The sequence below is a fragment of the Pseudomonas sp. NFACC41-3 genome (assembly GCF_900109505.1).
In the GTDB taxonomy this organism is placed as follows: domain Bacteria; phylum Pseudomonadota; class Gammaproteobacteria; order Pseudomonadales; family Pseudomonadaceae; genus Aquipseudomonas; species Aquipseudomonas chlororaphis.
The window spans coordinates 745,679-760,812 of record NZ_FOAE01000002.1; the positions used below are offsets into that span (position 1 = coordinate 745,679).

General features: G+C 61.7%; 14 protein-coding genes and 4 tRNA genes. 10 read left to right on the forward strand and 8 right to left on the reverse strand.

Annotated features, from left to right (window positions below; all coding sequences use genetic code 11):
- Nucleotides 1-64 precede the first annotated feature (64 nt).
- From sugE to rdgC, 3 genes are all read right to left on the reverse strand, one after another.
- Entirely contained in the window at nt 65-382 is a 318-nt protein-coding gene (sugE, locus tag BMY68_RS12875; RefSeq protein ID WP_007927818.1) for a quaternary ammonium compound efflux SMR transporter SugE, read from the reverse strand.
- Nucleotides 383-500: 118 nt separating this feature from the next.
- Nucleotides 501-1,466: a bile acid:sodium symporter family protein gene (locus BMY68_RS12880; RefSeq protein WP_009045084.1), complete on the reverse strand. Its 966-nt coding sequence runs from the start codon at nt 1,464-1,466 to the stop codon at nt 501-503.
- A 125-nt stretch (nt 1,467-1,591) separates the two neighbouring features.
- The gene (rdgC, locus tag BMY68_RS12885; protein WP_009045083.1) at nt 1,592-2,512 is read right to left on the reverse strand and encodes a recombination-associated protein RdgC; all 921 of its coding nucleotides are present in this window, start codon (nt 2,510-2,512) and stop codon (nt 1,592-1,594) included.
- A 160-nt stretch (nt 2,513-2,672) separates the two neighbouring features.
- Here rdgC and BMY68_RS12890 point away from each other — a divergent pair.
- From BMY68_RS12890 to BMY68_RS12905, 4 genes are all read left to right on the forward strand, one after another.
- A tRNA-Val gene (locus BMY68_RS12890) sits at nt 2,673-2,748 on the forward strand.
- A 19-nt stretch (nt 2,749-2,767) separates the two neighbouring features.
- Nucleotides 2,768-2,844: transfer RNA gene (locus tag BMY68_RS12895), tRNA-Asp, on the forward strand.
- 186 nt (nt 2,845-3,030) lie between these two features.
- Nucleotides 3,031-3,106: transfer RNA gene (locus BMY68_RS12900), tRNA-Val, on the forward strand.
- A gap of 19 nt (nt 3,107-3,125) precedes the next feature.
- Nucleotides 3,126-3,202, forward strand: a tRNA-Asp gene (locus BMY68_RS12905).
- A 129-nt stretch (nt 3,203-3,331) separates the two neighbouring features.
- Here the strand turns inward: BMY68_RS12905 and BMY68_RS12910 are convergent.
- The gene (locus BMY68_RS12910) at nt 3,332-4,468 is read right to left on the reverse strand and encodes a catalase family protein (protein WP_085531858.1); all 1,137 of its coding nucleotides are present in this window, start codon (nt 4,466-4,468) and stop codon (nt 3,332-3,334) included.
- A gap of 28 nt (nt 4,469-4,496) precedes the next feature.
- A complete protein-coding gene (locus BMY68_RS12915; RefSeq protein ID WP_085532519.1) occupies nt 4,497-6,305 on the reverse strand; it encodes a di-heme-cytochrome C peroxidase in 1,809 nt (602 codons plus the stop codon).
- 259 nt (nt 6,306-6,564) lie between these two features.
- On the opposite strand from BMY68_RS12915, the gene BMY68_RS12920 reads away from it, so the two are divergent.
- The 5 genes from BMY68_RS12920 (at nt 6,565) to BMY68_RS12940 (ending at nt 9,272) form a co-directional block, all read left to right on the forward strand.
- Nucleotides 6,565-7,278: a BamJ family beta-barrel-assembly machinery protein gene (locus BMY68_RS12920; RefSeq protein WP_007927823.1), complete on the forward strand. Its 714-nt coding sequence runs from the start codon at nt 6,565-6,567 to the stop codon at nt 7,276-7,278.
- Nucleotides 7,279-7,567: 289 nt separating this feature from the next.
- Entirely contained in the window at nt 7,568-8,023 is a 456-nt protein-coding gene (locus BMY68_RS12925; RefSeq protein ID WP_007927824.1) for a YkvA family protein, read from the forward strand.
- Nucleotides 8,024-8,130: 107 nt separating this feature from the next.
- The gene (locus tag BMY68_RS12930) at nt 8,131-8,472 is read left to right on the forward strand and encodes a helix-turn-helix domain-containing protein (protein WP_081002342.1); all 342 of its coding nucleotides are present in this window, start codon (nt 8,131-8,133) and stop codon (nt 8,470-8,472) included.
- On the forward strand, nt 8,469-8,840 hold the full coding sequence (locus tag BMY68_RS12935) for a hypothetical protein (protein WP_007927825.1): 372 nt from the start codon (nt 8,469-8,471) through the stop codon (nt 8,838-8,840). The genes BMY68_RS12930 and BMY68_RS12935 overlap by 4 nt, the downstream gene beginning before the upstream one ends.
- Nucleotides 8,841-9,272, forward strand: a complete 432-nt coding sequence (locus BMY68_RS12940) for an SEL1-like repeat protein (RefSeq protein WP_085531856.1) — start codon at nt 8,841-8,843, stop codon at nt 9,270-9,272.
- Here BMY68_RS12940 and BMY68_RS12945 read toward each other — a convergent pair.
- A complete protein-coding gene (locus BMY68_RS12945) occupies nt 9,208-11,034 on the reverse strand; it encodes a bifunctional diguanylate cyclase/phosphodiesterase (RefSeq protein ID WP_062825000.1) in 1,827 nt (608 codons plus the stop codon). The genes BMY68_RS12940 and BMY68_RS12945 overlap by 65 nt on opposite strands.
- A gap of 133 nt (nt 11,035-11,167) precedes the next feature.
- Nucleotides 11,168-13,252, reverse strand: a complete 2,085-nt coding sequence (locus tag BMY68_RS12950; RefSeq protein ID WP_164485204.1) for a carboxy terminal-processing peptidase — start codon at nt 13,250-13,252, stop codon at nt 11,168-11,170.
- 138 nt (nt 13,253-13,390) lie between these two features.
- On the opposite strand from BMY68_RS12950, the gene BMY68_RS12955 reads away from it, so the two are divergent.
- Nucleotides 13,391-14,353 carry a zinc-binding dehydrogenase gene (locus BMY68_RS12955; RefSeq protein WP_062825001.1) on the forward strand — a complete coding sequence of 321 codons (963 nt, stop codon included), beginning with the start codon at nt 13,391-13,393 and terminating at the stop codon, nt 14,351-14,353.
- A gap of 111 nt (nt 14,354-14,464) precedes the next feature.
- On the opposite strand, the gene BMY68_RS12960 is transcribed toward BMY68_RS12955, so the two are convergent.
- Nucleotides 14,465-15,118: an HAD family hydrolase gene (locus tag BMY68_RS12960; RefSeq protein ID WP_009045076.1), complete on the reverse strand. Its 654-nt coding sequence runs from the start codon at nt 15,116-15,118 to the stop codon at nt 14,465-14,467.
- Between the last annotated feature and the right edge of the window lie 16 nt (nt 15,119-15,134).

Below are 15,134 nucleotides of genomic sequence, written 5' to 3' on the forward strand. Positions count from 1 at the left end.
GGATTTTAAGATCGCTGAAGGCCTTCGGCCTTATCGCAGCCTGCGGCAGCGGCTACAGGGGGGATCAGGCCGCGCTGACCTTCAAGCCGATCAGTCCGGTAATGATCAGCGCCACGCTGGCCAGGCGGAACAGCGCCATGGACTCACCGAACAGAATGATTCCGGCGATCACCGTGCCGACCGCGCCGACCCCGGTCCAGATGGCATAGGCGGTGCCCAGCGGCAGTTCCTTCATGGCCAGCCCCAGCAGACCGAGGCTGACCGCCATGGCGGCGATGGTCAGGGCGGTAGGGAGAGGGCGACTGAAACCGTCGGTGTACTTGAGGCCGACGGCCCAGCCCACTTCAAACAGGCCGGCGAAAAACAGAATGATCCAGGACATGATGACCTCCATCGATTGACGGGGTCGTCCCCAGATTAATGACTCGATCGAGCCGCGGGGTCGTCCCCGCGTTGCGCAGTATAGTGCCCATCATTAACCCGGGGATCAAGGTTTCTCCTCAGTCGCTCGCCTGCTGGGCAGCCAGTGCGCGGTCGTCCTTTTCGCTCATGCGGCGGAACCAGGTGGAAAGCAGCGCCCCGGAAATGTTGTGCCAGACACTGAACAGGGCGCTCGGCACCGCCGCCAGGGGCGAGAAGTGCGCGCTGGCCAGGGCGGCGCCGAGGCCGGAGTTCTGCATGCCGACTTCCAGGGCCAGGGATTTGCGTTGCGCCAACGGCAGCTTGAACAGGCGGCCGGTGAAGTAACCCAGCAGGTAACCGAAGCTGTTATGCAGCATCACCACGGCCATGATCAGCAGGCCGGACTCGGCGATTTTCGCCTGGCTGGCGGCGACCACCGCGGTGACGATGATCACAATGCTGACCACCGACACCAGCGGCAATACCTCCACTGCATGCCGCACCCGGTCGCCGAGCACGCGCTGGGCAATCACCCCGAGCACGATCGGCAGCAGTACCACTTGCAGGATCGACCAGAACAACTCCATGAACGAGACCGGCAGCCAGGCCGAGGCCAGGAGCCAGATCAGGGTCGGGGTCAAAAGCGGTGCCAGCAGGGTGGTGACGGCGGCGATCGCCACCGACAGCGCCAGGTCGCCGCGGGCCAGCCAGGTCATGACGTTGGACGACGTGCCGCTTGGGCAGCAGCCGACCAGGATCACGCCGACGGCGATTTCCGGCGGCAGGTGGAATATCTGGCACAGCAACCAGGCCACGCCCGGCATGATCACGAAGTGCGCGACCACGCCCAGGGCCACGCGCCACGGATGGCGGGCGACTTCGGCGAAGTCTTCGAGCTTCAGGGTCAGGCCCATGCCGAACATTACCAGGCCCAGCAGCGGCACGATGGCGCCCTTGAGGCCGATGAACCAGTCTGGCTGCAAGAACGCCACCACCGCGAAAATCAGTACCCAGTAGGCAAAGGTATTGCCGACAAAACGACTTAATGCTGCCAGTGCACGCATGGCCTGTTCCTTCTTATATGAAAACGCCACCGAAAGCGGTGGCGTCTGTGGTGCTCCTGCAGGAGCGAGCGAGTTGGCGACAAGGCCGGATGCGGCCCGTCGCCAGCAAGCAGGCTGCTACAAGGTCAGATGCCTTGTGGAATCTCTTCGCCACCCAGGGCTTCGAACAGCGCCGGGAGGAAATCGCCGAAGGTCAGCATCATCAGGGTGAAGCTGGCATCCAGCTGGCCGAGGGCTTCGTCGCCGCCGTCCTGCTCCGCCTGATCCTGCAGCAGGTCCTCGAACTTCAGGCGCTTGACCGTCATCTTGTCGTCGAGCATGAAGGACAGTTTGTCCTGCCAGGCCAGGGACAATTGGGTGACCACCTTGCCGGTGCTCAGGTGCAGCTGGATTTCTTCGCTGGTCAGGTCCTGGCGCTTGCAACGGACGATACCGCCGTCTTCATGGGTGTCGCGCAGCTCGCACTCGTCGAGGACGAAGAAGTCGTCGGCGGCTTGTTGGGTTTTCACCCAGTCGGTCATGATCGCGGTCGGCGCGGTCTTCACGGTCAGCGGGCGCACTGGCAGGGTGCCGAGTACTTCGCGCAGGGTGGAGAGCAGGTCTTCGGCGCGTTTCGGGCTGGCCGAGTTGACCAGGATCAGGCCCTGTTTCGGCGCGATGGCGGCGAAAGTCGAGGAGCGGCGGATAAAGGCACGGGGCAGGAATGCCTGGATGATTTCATCCTTGATCTGATCGCGTTCCTTTTTATAAACCTTGCGCATTTGCTCGGCTTCGATCTCTTCGACCTTTTCCTTGACCGCGTCGCGCACCACGCTGCCAGGCAGAATACGTTCTTCCTTGCGCGCGGCGACCAGCAGGAAGTCCTGACTGACGTGCACCAGCGGCGCATCTTCGCCTTTGCCGAACGGCGCGACGAAACCGTAAGTGGTCAACTCCTGGCTTGCACATGGACGCGCCAGTTTGGTGGCCAGTGCGGTTTCCAGCGCCTCAGCATCAAAGGGCAGATCTTGGGTCAGGCGATAGATAAGCAGGTTCTTGAACCACATGGGGTGAATCTCTCCTTTATACAAAGGGGGGCATTATTCTCCGCGCAGCTCCATAGGCCAACCCTCCGCTAAGCCTTTGGAAGGCCTGAAAAAATTATTTTAAAAAGTGCTTGCCAGAGTAGGGGGCGCTCCGTAGAATGCGCGCCACACCGAACGTGAAGGGTGATTAGCTCAGCCGGGAGAGCATCTGCCTTACAAGCAGAGGGTCGGCGGTTCGATCCCGTCATCACCCACCATTCGCTTTCAGTGTTACGCGCAGCGGTAGTTCAGTCGGTTAGAATACCGGCCTGTCACGCCGGGGGTCGCGGGTTCGAGTCCCGTCCGCTGCGCCATATTCGATGAGCTGGAACACTGAACGCCAGCTCATCACAGAAAGCCCGCTAACGCGGGCTTTTTTGTGCCTGTGTTCCGCGCGAGGCGCCCGACACATCGAAATTCAGCTTTTTTTGATAATTTTATTATTTAAATCAGCACGTTATGAATTTCTGTGTAATAATGCGCCCCGCAACGAAGGTAAAGGGTGATTAGCTCAGCTGGGAGAGCATCTGCCTTACAAGCAGAGGGTCGGCGGTTCGATCCCGTCATCACCCACCACTTGCTTTCAACGCTACGCGCAGCGGTAGTTCAGTCGGTTAGAATACCGGCCTGTCACGCCGGGGGTCGCGGGTTCGAGTCCCGTCCGCTGCGCCATATTCGATGAGCTGGAACACTGAACGCCAGCTCATCACAGAAAGCCCGCTCACGCGGGCTTTTTGCTGTCTGGCGTATGTAAATGCTCCCCAAAAAAGCGGCCCGCGGGTCGCTTTTTTCGTTTCTGGATCACTGCTCGGCGTTGCGGCTGTGCCGGTAGTCGCTGACCGCTTCGTACACCGCCTTGCGCAGGCGGTTGATGCCGCCGATGGGGCGGTGCGCTTCCAGCCCGAACCAGGGGTTGAAGGACAGGTTGTCGCATTGCAGGTTCTGCCGCGGGGTATCGAAGTCCTGGGCAGGAATTTTGATCCGCGCCACGGTTTCGAAGGGCGCATCGCTTTCTCGCCATTCGATGCTGGTGTCTTCGATGGGCATGTAGTGGTTTGGGTCCTGGCGTTGCACCTGCAATACAAAGCAGGCCGGCACACGATCGGTCGACAGCTGCTGGCTCAGGGCGTTGCGTAGAAAGTTGGGCAGGGTCTGGTTCTGTGGGGGCAGGTTGTACGGCGGGCAGCTGTCGGGGTCCGGTGCGACGCGGAACTTGGCGTTGGCGCTGCCGAACTTGTAGGGCGAAACCGAAAAATAGCGGGTTTGCGTCGGGCTGGCCGGGGGCGGTGACAGGGTGGCCAAGGCAATGAACAGGTGACGAACCTGCCAGGTGCGTGGGTCCCAACCGGGGAAAAAGGCTCCAACCTTTTTTCCGTCCGCCTGCGCGGCGACATTCTGCCGGTACTCGGCGACATCGCTGACGAAGAAGTTCGGATGGTTGAACATCACGAAGTCCTGCTCGCTACGGCCCTGCTGTTCCTTCAATAGTTGGGTGCCGGGCACATTCAACAACTTGATTGCCATCCCGCGCGCGTCACGAATGCTGTCGAACTGTGGATAAGCATTGCCGTTGGACAGCCGCACCATGGCTTGCCAGGTCTTGCCGGGTTCGGCGAACACGCCCTGGCGCAACGGCGGCGCCAGTTGCTCGAGCACCTGGACCTCGGCCTTTACGCAGCCGTGGGCCTTGGCGTGGGCGTCGCGCAGGTAACGGGTGTTATCCCGGTGCTGATCGACGATGCGCACGGCGGTCTGGATGATGTCCTGGGTCATGGCGGCTTCGCCGGGCGGAACCTGTTCTTCGGTCGAGACCGGCCCCTGGTAGCGCCAGATGGACCAGGCGCTGTTCAGCGCCCAGCCGAGCAGGGCGATCAGCGCCAGCAGCAAAAGTGTCTTGAGCAGCAGCGCACCGATGCGCAGCCATAAGGTGATCAGCATGAAACCGTCCTTTTGATGAGGGGCAGGGTCATGGCAGTTGCGCCTCCAGCGGCCCGCCCAGCACTTTCAGGTATTCCAGTAGGGCCCAGCGTTCCTCGGGCTGCAGCAGGCGGCCGATCACCCCGTCGCTACGCTTGCCCGAACGGAATTCATGGCCGCTGTTGTGATTGCCGCTGATCCTGGTATCGAACAGGAAGCCGTTCTTGAACGGCTCGGTACGATAGCCCAGATGCTTCGGATCGTATTCGAAGGTGCCTTTATAGAAGGTGCTGGCGCGTTCGTCCTGAGGCGAAAGCAACTGATACAGGCTGGGCACCGAACCGTTATGCAGGAAGGGCGGGGTAGCCCATACCCCGGCCAGCGGCCGGGCCTTGTAGGCGCGCAGTTCGCGGACGCCGATCGGCAAGCCGTAGCCGTCGAGTCGCGGGCGTTCCGCCGGGGTCACCTGGGCGTCCCGGTAAGCGCGCTCCTCAACGAAGGCAGTGACATAGGCCAGGCCCTTGGCCGCTGACAGCTGGCGCATGTCCAGTGGCTCAGTGGGCGTGGGGTGCAACTGGACATTCGATTGCGCCAGCTCGGCGGCGTCCCATTGCAGCGCGCTCAGGTCGTAACGCTGATCGGCAATATTGTTGGCCGTATTCGGGTCGGTGCCGATCACCGCGACTGGCAGCATCTTCAGTTGTTGTACCGGGCGCCCGTTGACCTCGGTGACCGGCGGGACATGGCAGCCTGCACAGTTTTCCGCGAACAACGCTCGCCCCTTGACCGCCAGGGGCTTGTCGATGCCGCCGAACAGTTCTTCTGGCCAGGTCGGCGGTTTCAGTCGTTGCAGGGTTTCTTCGATGCGATTGAGGTCGCGCACCCGAACGCTCGACGCGTAGCGGGCGTCGCCCTTGAGCGGCTGGCCCTGGGCATCGAAGAAGTTCAGGGTGGCGCCTACACCCAGCGCCTCGCCGATATTGCGGGCCATGGGTTGCTGGGCCGAGCCGTTCCACTGTACCCAGTCGAAGGTCCAGATGTCCCAGAGCTGCGGATAGTCCACCGGTGCGTTGGCCACCCGATAGTTGTCGGGGGAAATGGCGTCGCCGAAGCTGGCATTGGCGATCCGGCCAAAGGCATCGGTACGCCCGGGGCCTTCTTCGGTGGGATAGAGGCCGCGGTGAGTGTCGTTCCAGGCGACGCGCAGGAAAGTGTCCAGCGACGCCTTGAAGTCCTTGCGCAGTTGTTCATGCTCGGCGTCGTAGTCCTGGCCCAGCACGTTGCGGGCGAAACGCTCGAATTTCCACGGGTTGTAATAGGTCGACGCCAGGCTGGCGACCAGCGCCTGGCCGAAGCTGCCGCCGCGCAGGGTGGGCACGCTGGAGGGCAATACATGTTGCGCCGAACCGCCGTCGACCCGCAGGGCCTGCTGGTTGTAGCGCAGCTCGCCGGTGTGGCAGGCGGCGCAGGTGATGTCTAGGTACTGCTGCGGGCTGCCAGGGTTCTGATGGCGAGTGAAGCCGACCGGCAGGTTCGCCGGGTTATCGGCGCTGGCCTGCTGCGCCGCATCCACCAGGAAGCCGAAGCGGGCCAGGTACTGCGGCGCGGCGAAGCGTTGCGTGGAGAAGGGCAGTTCCAGGGCGGCGAACCACTCATAGCGCAGGCCCTTCACCTGAGTGCCCTGGGGGGTGAAGTAATAGGTCTGGCGGTCGGCGGCGCTCCATTGATCCTGATAGTGCACCTGCCGGGCGGGCATATAGTCGGGCAATTTCGGATTGGCCACGTAATACAGGACCACGGCCAGGGCGACGCCGATCAGGGCGAGGATCAAGAGCAAAACACGGGATAAGAGGCGCAAGATAAACATCCTTGTCGAGTTGTGGCTCTCTTATGCCTCAAGGGCAAACTGCCGGGCAAGTGGCCATTACGTGCGCTGCCATTACTTTGCGGTCGAGGTGTTCTTTCTCGTGCTCGTTGTAATGGCTGGCGAAATGCTTTTAAACACGTGAACTTATCGGGCTAATCCGGCTCTCATGCCGGTAGCCATTGGTCGTGGCCGCCTGATAAGCTCGCGGCTTTACTCGATTGCCCTTTAGGCGCATGAACAAGGAAATAGCATGAAACAGCATCGGTTAGCGGCGGCGGTAGCCCTGGTTAGCCTGGTACTCGCGGGTTGTGACTCGCAGACCAGCGTGGAGCTGAAAACCCCGGCGCAGAAAGCTTCCTATGGTATCGGCCTGAACATGGGCAAAAGCCTTGCCCAGGAAGGTATGGATGACCTGGATTCCAAAGCGGTAGCCCAGGGCATCGAAGATGCCATCGGCAAGAAAGAACAGAAGCTGAAAGACGACGAACTGGTCGAAGCCTTCGCCGCGCTGCAAAAGCGTGCTGAAGAGCGCATGGCCAAGATCAGCGAAGAGTCGGCAGCAGCCGGCAAGAAATTCCTCGAAGAAAACGGCAAGAAGGCTGGCGTGACCACTACCGCCTCCGGTCTGCAGTACGAAGTGCTGAAAAAAGCCGATGGCGCCCAGCCTAAGCCGACCGACGTGGTGACCGTTCACTACACCGGTACCCTGACCAACGGCACTGTGTTCGACAGCTCGGTCGAGCGCGGCAGCCCGATCGATCTGCCGGTCAGTGGCGTGATTCCGGGTTGGGTCGAAGGCCTGCAACTGATGCACGTCGGCGAGAAGTACAAACTGTACATCCCGAGCGATCTGGCCTACGGCGCACAGAGCCCGAGCCCGGCCATTCCGGCCAACTCGGTTCTGGTGTTCGAGCTAGAACTGCTGGGTATCAAGGATCCAGCGAAACAAGACGACGCCAAGTAATCTTCGTCTGGTTCAATGACAACGCCCCGTCCTTACGGGGCGTTGTCGTATCTGGTCGTTGGTCCGGGAAAAAATGCGAACCCACGGCATAAGGCATAGTCTTAACAGCACGTGTTGCGGCTAGCCGCATGAGGCTGCCAAGTCAATGAAATTATGGGTTTTTTTATGTGAGTAAAAAACGCCCGATCTGAGCCGAGCCCTTGTAAAACGGGGCTTTCAGCTGTGAAAAGCGGCTCTGTTCACAAGGTTATCCACAATTTGTGTGGATAACATTTCAGTGGGAGTGACGATGAAAGCACCCTGGAATTTTGCCCGCTTCCTGCCCCTGGCCGGCCGCTTGCTCAGCCGTGGCCGACTGCCGACCCTGTTGTTCGCCGTGGCCAGCAAAGGCGCCTTGCAAGGCGGCCGTCTTGGCAAGCTCAAGGACGATCTGCGCCTGCTGCAGGCGCTGTGCCTGGCTTACTGGCGTGGCGAGTACCGCGCCATCAGCCCCAAGGCGCTGCTGTCGGTGGTCGCGGGCCTGATGTACTTCCTCAGCCCGCTGGATGCCATCCCGGACTTCCTGCCGATGTTCGGCATGCTCGACGATATCGCCGTTCTGGCCTGGATCATGAAAACCCTGGACGGCGAACTCAGCGCCTTTCGCGCCTGGCGCAATCGCCAGCAACCGGAGAAGCTGGCGGTAGTGGAGCGTTTGCCCGACACCCCGGAACAGCTGCAATTGGAAGGTCCGAAGAAAAACTGAGGTGAATTCGGATCCATACAACGATGCCCCCGCGACCTTAGTGACTGTTAGGATTACACTTCATAAGGAAAAGTCCGACTCGTTATGTGTCGTCCTACGGGGTAGTAATGGATATTCAGATAATTGCACGCGATGGCGAGCCCGAATATGCGGTTCTGCCATGGGCTCAGTATCAGGCTTTGCTAAAAGCCGCAGGTATCACCGAACAATCTCCGCGAGAAGCCAGGGGGCCTGTCGCGACCACAGCCGACCAGCCGCTTCCAGGTCTGGATCAACTTCGCAGTTTGCGTGAAGCCAAGGGCATCGCCATTGAGGCGCTTGCCCGTACGGTAGGTATCAGTCCGTCATATCTGGCCATGATTGAAAGCGGTGAGCGTCAACCCGACGCCGCTATACGCCGTAGCCTGGCCTGGGAATTGACGGTTCCGGGTTGGAGGGATGAATCGTGAGCGTAAGGATCAGTCGTCAACATTGGGATGGCCTGTTGGGGGAACTCGACCAGGCCCGTCGGCAACGCCATCTTTTGACCTATCGCGCTCTGCTTGAGCGCTTGCAGCTACCCAGCCCCGCCATGCAGACCCTGACGGCGGCCCTTGAGCATCTGGCCGCGCTGGACGCGCGTGCGGAGCAGCCGTTGCGCAGTTCGCTGGTGATCAGCCAGGGGGCGAGTCGATTGCCGCGCACCGGTTTCTTCGAGTGTGCGGAGCGCCTCGGGCGTTTTTCCGGGCCTTCCGATGGGGTCGCGGCCGCGTCGTGGCATGCCTCGGAAGTGGTTCGTGTGTTCGAGTACGAATACCCCGAGTCGGTGGAGGCCTGAGTGTTCTGGCGCCTCAAGGCGCGAGCCGGCTACTGGCTGGCTCGCCGGTTGTTTCATTGGCCCTGGTTTGTGCGTCAACCCCGGGGCTGGCACTGGCTGGAGGGGCAATTGGCGCGCATGGCGAACCTGGGGGACGTCGGCGCACAGAGCTTTTATGGCCATATCCTGACCTTTCGTGGCCAGGGGCTGGGGGCTCGCGAAGAAGGCATACGCCTGTTGCGTCTTGCCGGCTTGGCCGGGGACGCCAAGGCGGCCTATCAGATGGGCGTCATCAGCCTGGCCGGTTCGCCCAGCAAGGCCGCGGATGCGGCGCAAGCCGCCCGTTGGTGGACCCTGGCGGCGAAAGCCGGGCATCCCCTGGCCGAGGTCAAGCTGGCGCAGCTGAATCAGTCGAGTACGCTGGACCCGCAAGCCGGTCCGCGTCAGCCGTAAAGCCGTCTGCCATCTGGCGGCTGTCGATCACATGGATGCTGTAGCCCGGCACGTTCTTGGCGTGGTGCTTGGCTTGCGAGGCCAGCTCGGCCAACTGGCTGGCATCGAGTTGTCCACAGGCCTGTGGATACAGGTGCACCACGCCAATGGACAGTGACAGCAAGGCGAACTCCTGGCGAATGCCCTGGCGGTTGGGGGCGATGAAGCAGCCGGCTTCCAGGTGTTCGCTGCGATAAAAACGCCGGCACTGGCTATGGAAGTCGTCCAGCAGCTGGTTCAGGCGTTTTTGCCAGTCCTCGGGGCCCAATACCAGGAGAAAGTCGTCGCCGCCGATATGGCCGACGAAATCGCGGCTGGGGTCCACCCGGTCATTCAGGCACTGCGCCAGGCACAACAGCACTTCATCGCCACGGCCGTAGCCATAGATATCGTTGAAGGGCTTGAAGCTGTCGATGTCCACGTAACAGATCAGCGATTCCCGTCCTTGTTGCAGCAGGTGGGTCAGGCACTGCTGGATCGGCACGTTGCCAGGCAGCAGGGTCAACGGGTTGGCATAACGCGCCTGCTGGATCTTCAGCTCGGTAATCAGCTTGAGCACATCGATCACTCGTCCCAGGCCCAGGTAGCTACCGTTGAGGGTGATGATGAAATCCTCTTCGATCCGTTGCCGGGCACGGCTGGTGATCAGGCGGCTGACCTGTTGCAGCGACTGGCTGAGTTCCACCGCCAGGAAGTCATCGTTCATCAGGCGGCTGATGGGCTTGCGGGCAAACAGGTCGGTGGCAAAGGGCTTGAGCAGGGCATCGGACAATGAATGGCGGTGCACGATGCCGCAGGGCTGGCCCTGTCCGTCGAGCACCGCCAGCGAGTTGAGGTTGGCCTGGCGACGGAAGGCTTCCAGCACCGTGGCCGTTGGTATGTCGCGTGCTACCGCCGGTTGTTCGTTGAGCAGGGCACTGAGGTCGCAGCCTTCGTCGTTGAGCGTCGCGGGAGTGCTTTCGCGCTTGGGCAGCAGGTTGCGGCCATCGCGGGGCGGATGTTCCTGGGGGCGGCAGAGCAGGTAACCCTGTAGCAGGTCCACGCCCATTTCCGTGAGCACCTCCAGCTCTTCCGCCACTTCGATGCCCTCGGCGATCACCTGGGCCCGGGAGGCTTTGGCAATTTGCAGGATCGAGCCGACGAACTCGCGCTTGAGGGCATCCTGATGAATGCCGTCGATAAAGTGCCGGTCGATCTTCACGTAGTCCGGGCGCAGCTCGGACCACAGGCGCAGGCTCGAGTAACCGGCGCCGAGGTCGTCCAGGGCGATCGAGAAACCCATATCCCGATAATGATGCAGCGCATTGTGCAGCAGCTGGAAGTCATCGATTGGCGTCTGCTCGGTGAGTTCGATCACCACCTGGCTCGGCGGAATACCGAAGTCTTGCAGCAGTTGCAGGGTGCGCCCGGGCTGGTGGGCAGCCTCCAGCAGCGATTCCGGAGAGACGTTGAGGAACAGTTTGCCGGGCAACTGCTGCTCGCTGAATCCCTTGCAGGCGCTCTGGCGGCAGGCGATTTCCAGCTCGTTGAGGCGTCCGACCTGGCGGGCCACGGCAAACAGGGCGACAGGGGAGTGCAGCGGGCTGTTGGACGGGCCACGGGTCAAGGCTTCATAGCCGAGAATGCGTCGTTCGGAGAGGCAGATGATCGGCTGGAACAGACTGTGCAAACCGCTTTGAGCCAGGATTGAGCTCAAGGCACTCAGCTGTTCGGTCGTGGTCATGGCGATCTCTGTCGATAAAAAAAGGACCGGGCGCGCCCTTGATTCAAGAGCAGCGCCCGGTCCTTTATTTCACGACAGAATGATGACTGTTTGATGACGCTCCGAGGAGCGTCAGCATTAAATTGCCATTATCTCAGTGCTTGGCGACCGCGGTGTTGAGCTTCAGGTAATCGAGGAGGATTCGCCCGGTTTCGCTGAGGTAAGCGTCGTCTTCCGGCTTGGTCTTGTCCGGATCGGCGGCCGCGATGGCGTCCTCGTCTTCTTTCTTCAGCTCCTTGAGCGGCTCTTCCCCCTTGGCCTTGCGGCGGATGTTTTCCAGCGTCAGTTGCTTGGCCTCGATGTCGGCGTGTTGTGCCCGACGTTCGGCTTCGTTGAGGCTGACGGTTTTTTCCGCCATCAGCTTCTTGGCCAGGGCCAGCTTGTCGCGGATGAAGACGAACTCGGCGTCCTTGGCCGAGCGCACGTCATGCTCGGATTTCAGCTGCGCGAGGAACGGCTTGAACGGATCCACCGCCGGCTTGATGGCCGGGCGAATGGTGTCCCATGGCATGGCTTCGGGCAGGGCGCTTTCGCCGATTTCCTTGGTGTCGATGATCGACGGATAATCGATGTCCGGCAGCACGCCCTGATGCTGGGTGCTCTGCCCGGAAACCCGGTAGAACTTGGCCAGGGTCAGTTTCAGCTCGCCGTGGTTGAGCGGCTGGATGGTCTGCACGGTGCCTTTGCCGAAGGTCTGGCCACCGATGATCAGGGCACGGTGATAGTCCTGCATCGCACCGGCGAAAATCTCCGAGGCCGAGGCCGAGAGACGGTTGACCAGCAGCGCCATCGGCCCTTTGTAGAAGGCGCCAGGGTTTTCATCTTCGAGCACGTCGACCCGGCCGTCGGCGTTACGCACCAGCACGGTAGGGCCCTTGTCGATAAACAGGCTGGTCAGCTCGGTGGCTTCCTGCAGGGAACCGCCGCCGTTGTTGCGCAGGTCGATGACCACGCCGTCGACCTTGTCTTTCTGCAACTCGGTCAGCAGTTTCTTCACGTCACGGGTGGTGCTCTTGTAGTCCGGATCGCCGGCACGGAAGGCCTTGAAGTCCAGGTAGAAGGCCGGGATCTCGATCACCCCGAGCTTGTAGTCCTTGCCGTCCTGCTTGAGGTTGAGGATCGACTTCTTCGCCGCCTGCTCTTCCAGCTTCACCGCTTCGCGGGTGATGGAGACGATCTTGCTGGTCTGGTCGTTCGGCGCGTTGCTCGCCGGGATGATTTCCAGGCGCACCACCGAGCCTTTCGGACCACGGATCAGCTTGACCACTTCGTCCAGGCGCCAGCCGACCACGTCGACCATTTCCTTGTCGCCCTGGGCCACGCCGATGATCTTGTCCGCCGGGGCCACCTGCTTGGTCTTGTCCGCCGGGCCGGCCGGCACCAGGCGCACGACCTTGACCTGGTCGTTGTCGCTCTGCAACACGGCGCCGATGCCTTCCAGCGACAGGCTCATGTTGATGTCGAAGTTCTCCGCGTTATCCGGCGACAGATAGTTGGTGTGCGGGTCGTAGGACATGGCGAAGGTGTTGATGTACGCCTGGAAGATATCTTCGGCGCGGGTCTGGTCCAGGCGGGCGAGCTGATTCTTGTAGCGCTTGGTCAGCGTTTCCTGAATCTGCTTGGGTTCCTTGCCAGCGATCTTCATGCGCAGGACTTCGTCCTTGACGCGCTTGCGCCACAGGTCGTCGAGTTCCGCGGTGGTCTTGAGCCAAGGCGCGTCCTTGCGATCGATCAGCAAGGACTCCTTGGTGGTGAAGTCGAATTTGTCGACGCCTTTGCCCAGCTCGGCCAGGGCAAAGTCCAGGCGCGCCTTGACGCGGTCCAGGTAGCGTTTGTAGATGATGAAGCCGGCGTTCAGGTCACCGCTTTTCAGGAAGTCGTCGAACTGGGTTTTCCACTTGTCGAATTCCGCGATGTCGCTGGCCATGAAGTAGCTGCGCGACGGGTCCAGCAGCTTCAGGTAGCTGTCATAGATGATCGCCGAGCGCGCGTCGTCCAGCGGTGGCTTGCTGTAATGATGACGCTTGAGCAGCTCGACGACATTGAGGCTGGCAATTACCTCGTCGCGATCCGGCTGAAGTTTGTCCCAGCTATTGGCTGCGAACGTATTGGTCGACATCGGCAGCAGACCGAGACCAATGAAAAGAGCGAGGGCGGTGCTGGGGAACAAATGCTTCATGCTGATTCGACGCGGGGGCAATTGATAACGCATATTAGGCCGTCTTTGAAGTCGCCGGTTCCACAAGGGCCGGTCGCATAATGCAAAAAGCCCGGTGCTACAGCTCCGGGCTCAGTCCAGACTCACTATGGAGGCACTGTGAAAGCATTGCAAGGCGTTGAAGGTCATGTGGAGTGGGTTGAAGAGCCCAGTCCGACGTGCGACGTAGGACAAGTGCGCATCCGCGTGGCGGCCGCGGGACTGAACCGGGCCGACCTGTTGCAACGGGCCGGGCTCTATCCGCCGCCACCGGGTGCCAGCAAGGTGCTGGGCCTTGAGTGCTCGGGGGTGATCAGCGAGGTCGGCCCGGGCTCTGCGTGGCAGGTCGGCGATCGGGTCTGCGCACTGCTGGCCGGGGGCGGCATGGCCGAGGAAGTGGTGGTCGATGCCCGTCATGTCCTGCCGGTGCCGGAAGGGCTGTCCCTGGCACAGGCGGCGGCGCTGCCCGAGGTGTACAGCACCGCCTGGCTGAACCTGTTCCAGCTGGCGGCCCTCAAGCCGGGGGAAAAGGTCCTGCTGCACGCCGGCGCCAGTGGTGTCGGTTCGGCCGCGATCCAGTTGTGCAAGGCGTTTGGCAATCCATGCTGGGTCAGCGTCGGCTCCGCCGACCGCCTGGCCTACTGTGAAGCGCTGGGGGCCCAGGGCGGCGTGGTGCGCACCGACGGCCTGGAAGGCCTGCGGGATTTCGGGCCGTTCGATGTGATCCTGGATCCGGTCGGCGCCAACTATGCCGCGCACAACGTCAAGCTGCTGGCCCTGGACGGGCGCTGGGTGCTGATTGGCTTGATGGGCGGGCGCGAGGCCCAGTTGGACCTGGCGCAGATCCTCGGCAAGCGCATCCAGTTGCTGGGGTCGACCCTGCGCAGCCGCGACGAACAGTTCAAGGCCGATCTGTTCAGCGACCTCAGCCAGCATGTCTGGCCACTGTTCGCCGAAGGGCGCCTGAGCCCACAGCTGGCCATGACCTTCCCGATCAAGGACGCCGAAGCGGCCTTTGCCGAGCTGGCGACCAACCAGGTGTCGGGCAAGCTGGTGCTGCTGATCGACGAAACCTTGGCCTGATCCTGTAGCCGCTGCCGCAGGCTGCGATAAGCCCGAAGGGCTTCAGCGATCTTCAGATCTTGCGCCCACGTTGTGGGCGATCGCAGCCTGCGGCAGTGGCTACAGTGGCGCTTATTTCCACTGATGAATCGGCCAGCCGGCCTTTTCCGCGTGTTCGCGCAGCACCGGGTCCGGGTTGACCACATGCGGGTAGTCGACCTTCAGCAGCAACGGCAGGTCGTTGCGCGAGTCGGAATAGAAGCTCGCGCCTTCGAGGTTTTCTTCTTCGGCATCCAGCCACTCCAGCAGGCGGGTGACCTTGCCTTCGCGGTAGGTCAGGGTGCCCAGGGTATTGCCGCTGTAGACCCCGTGCAGCACCTCCAGCTCGATCCCCAGGACTTCATCGATGCCCAGGCGTTCGGCGATGGGCTGGACCAGGTGAGTGCCCGAGGCCGAGATCACCAGGATCCGGTCGCCGGCCTTGCGGTGGGCGGCGATGGCCTTGCAGGCGTCGCTGAAAATGATTGGTTCGATCACGTCCTCGACCCAGGGGCCGACCAGGTGCCCGACTTCTTCCGGGGTGCGTCCGGCCATCGGCTCCAGGCTGAAGGCCATGAACTCCTCCATGGCCAGCTTGCCGTGGCTGTAGGCGTCCATCAGCTCGTTGTTGCGGCGCATGAAAGACTCGCTGTCGACCCAGCCCAGGCGCCCCATCTGTTCGCTCCAGAGGGTGGCGCAGTCGCCGTGGATCAGGGTCTCGTCCAGATCAAAAATTGCCAGGGCCATTAGTACCGCTCTCTCT

Excerpts from the sequence above, each read along its gene's own strand:
- sugE (WP_007927818.1), bottom strand. The coding sequence starts at position 382 with ATGTCCTGGATCATTCTGTTTTTCGCCGGCCTGTTTGAAGTGGGCTGG.
- BMY68_RS12880 (WP_009045084.1), bottom strand. The coding sequence starts at position 1,466 with ATGCGTGCACTGGCAGCATTAAGTCGTTTTGTCGGCAATACCTTTGCC.
- rdgC (WP_009045083.1), bottom strand. The coding sequence starts at position 2,512 with ATGTGGTTCAAGAACCTGCTTATCTATCGCCTGACCCAAGATCTGCCC.
- BMY68_RS12910 (WP_085531858.1), bottom strand. The coding sequence starts at position 4,468 with ATGCTGATCACCTTATGGCTGCGCATCGGTGCGCTGCTGCTCAAGACA.
- BMY68_RS12920 (WP_007927823.1), top strand. The coding sequence starts at position 6,565 with ATGAAACAGCATCGGTTAGCGGCGGCGGTAGCCCTGGTTAGCCTGGTA.
- BMY68_RS12925 (WP_007927824.1), top strand. The coding sequence starts at position 7,568 with ATGAAAGCACCCTGGAATTTTGCCCGCTTCCTGCCCCTGGCCGGCCGC.
- BMY68_RS12930 (WP_081002342.1), top strand. The coding sequence starts at position 8,131 with ATGGATATTCAGATAATTGCACGCGATGGCGAGCCCGAATATGCGGTT.
- BMY68_RS12945 (WP_062825000.1), bottom strand. The coding sequence starts at position 11,034 with ATGACCACGACCGAACAGCTGAGTGCCTTGAGCTCAATCCTGGCTCAA.
- BMY68_RS12950 (WP_164485204.1), bottom strand. The coding sequence starts at position 13,252 with ATGAAGCATTTGTTCCCCAGCACCGCCCTCGCTCTTTTCATTGGTCTC.
- BMY68_RS12960 (WP_009045076.1), bottom strand. The coding sequence starts at position 15,118 with ATGGCCCTGGCAATTTTTGATCTGGACGAGACCCTGATCCACGGCGAC.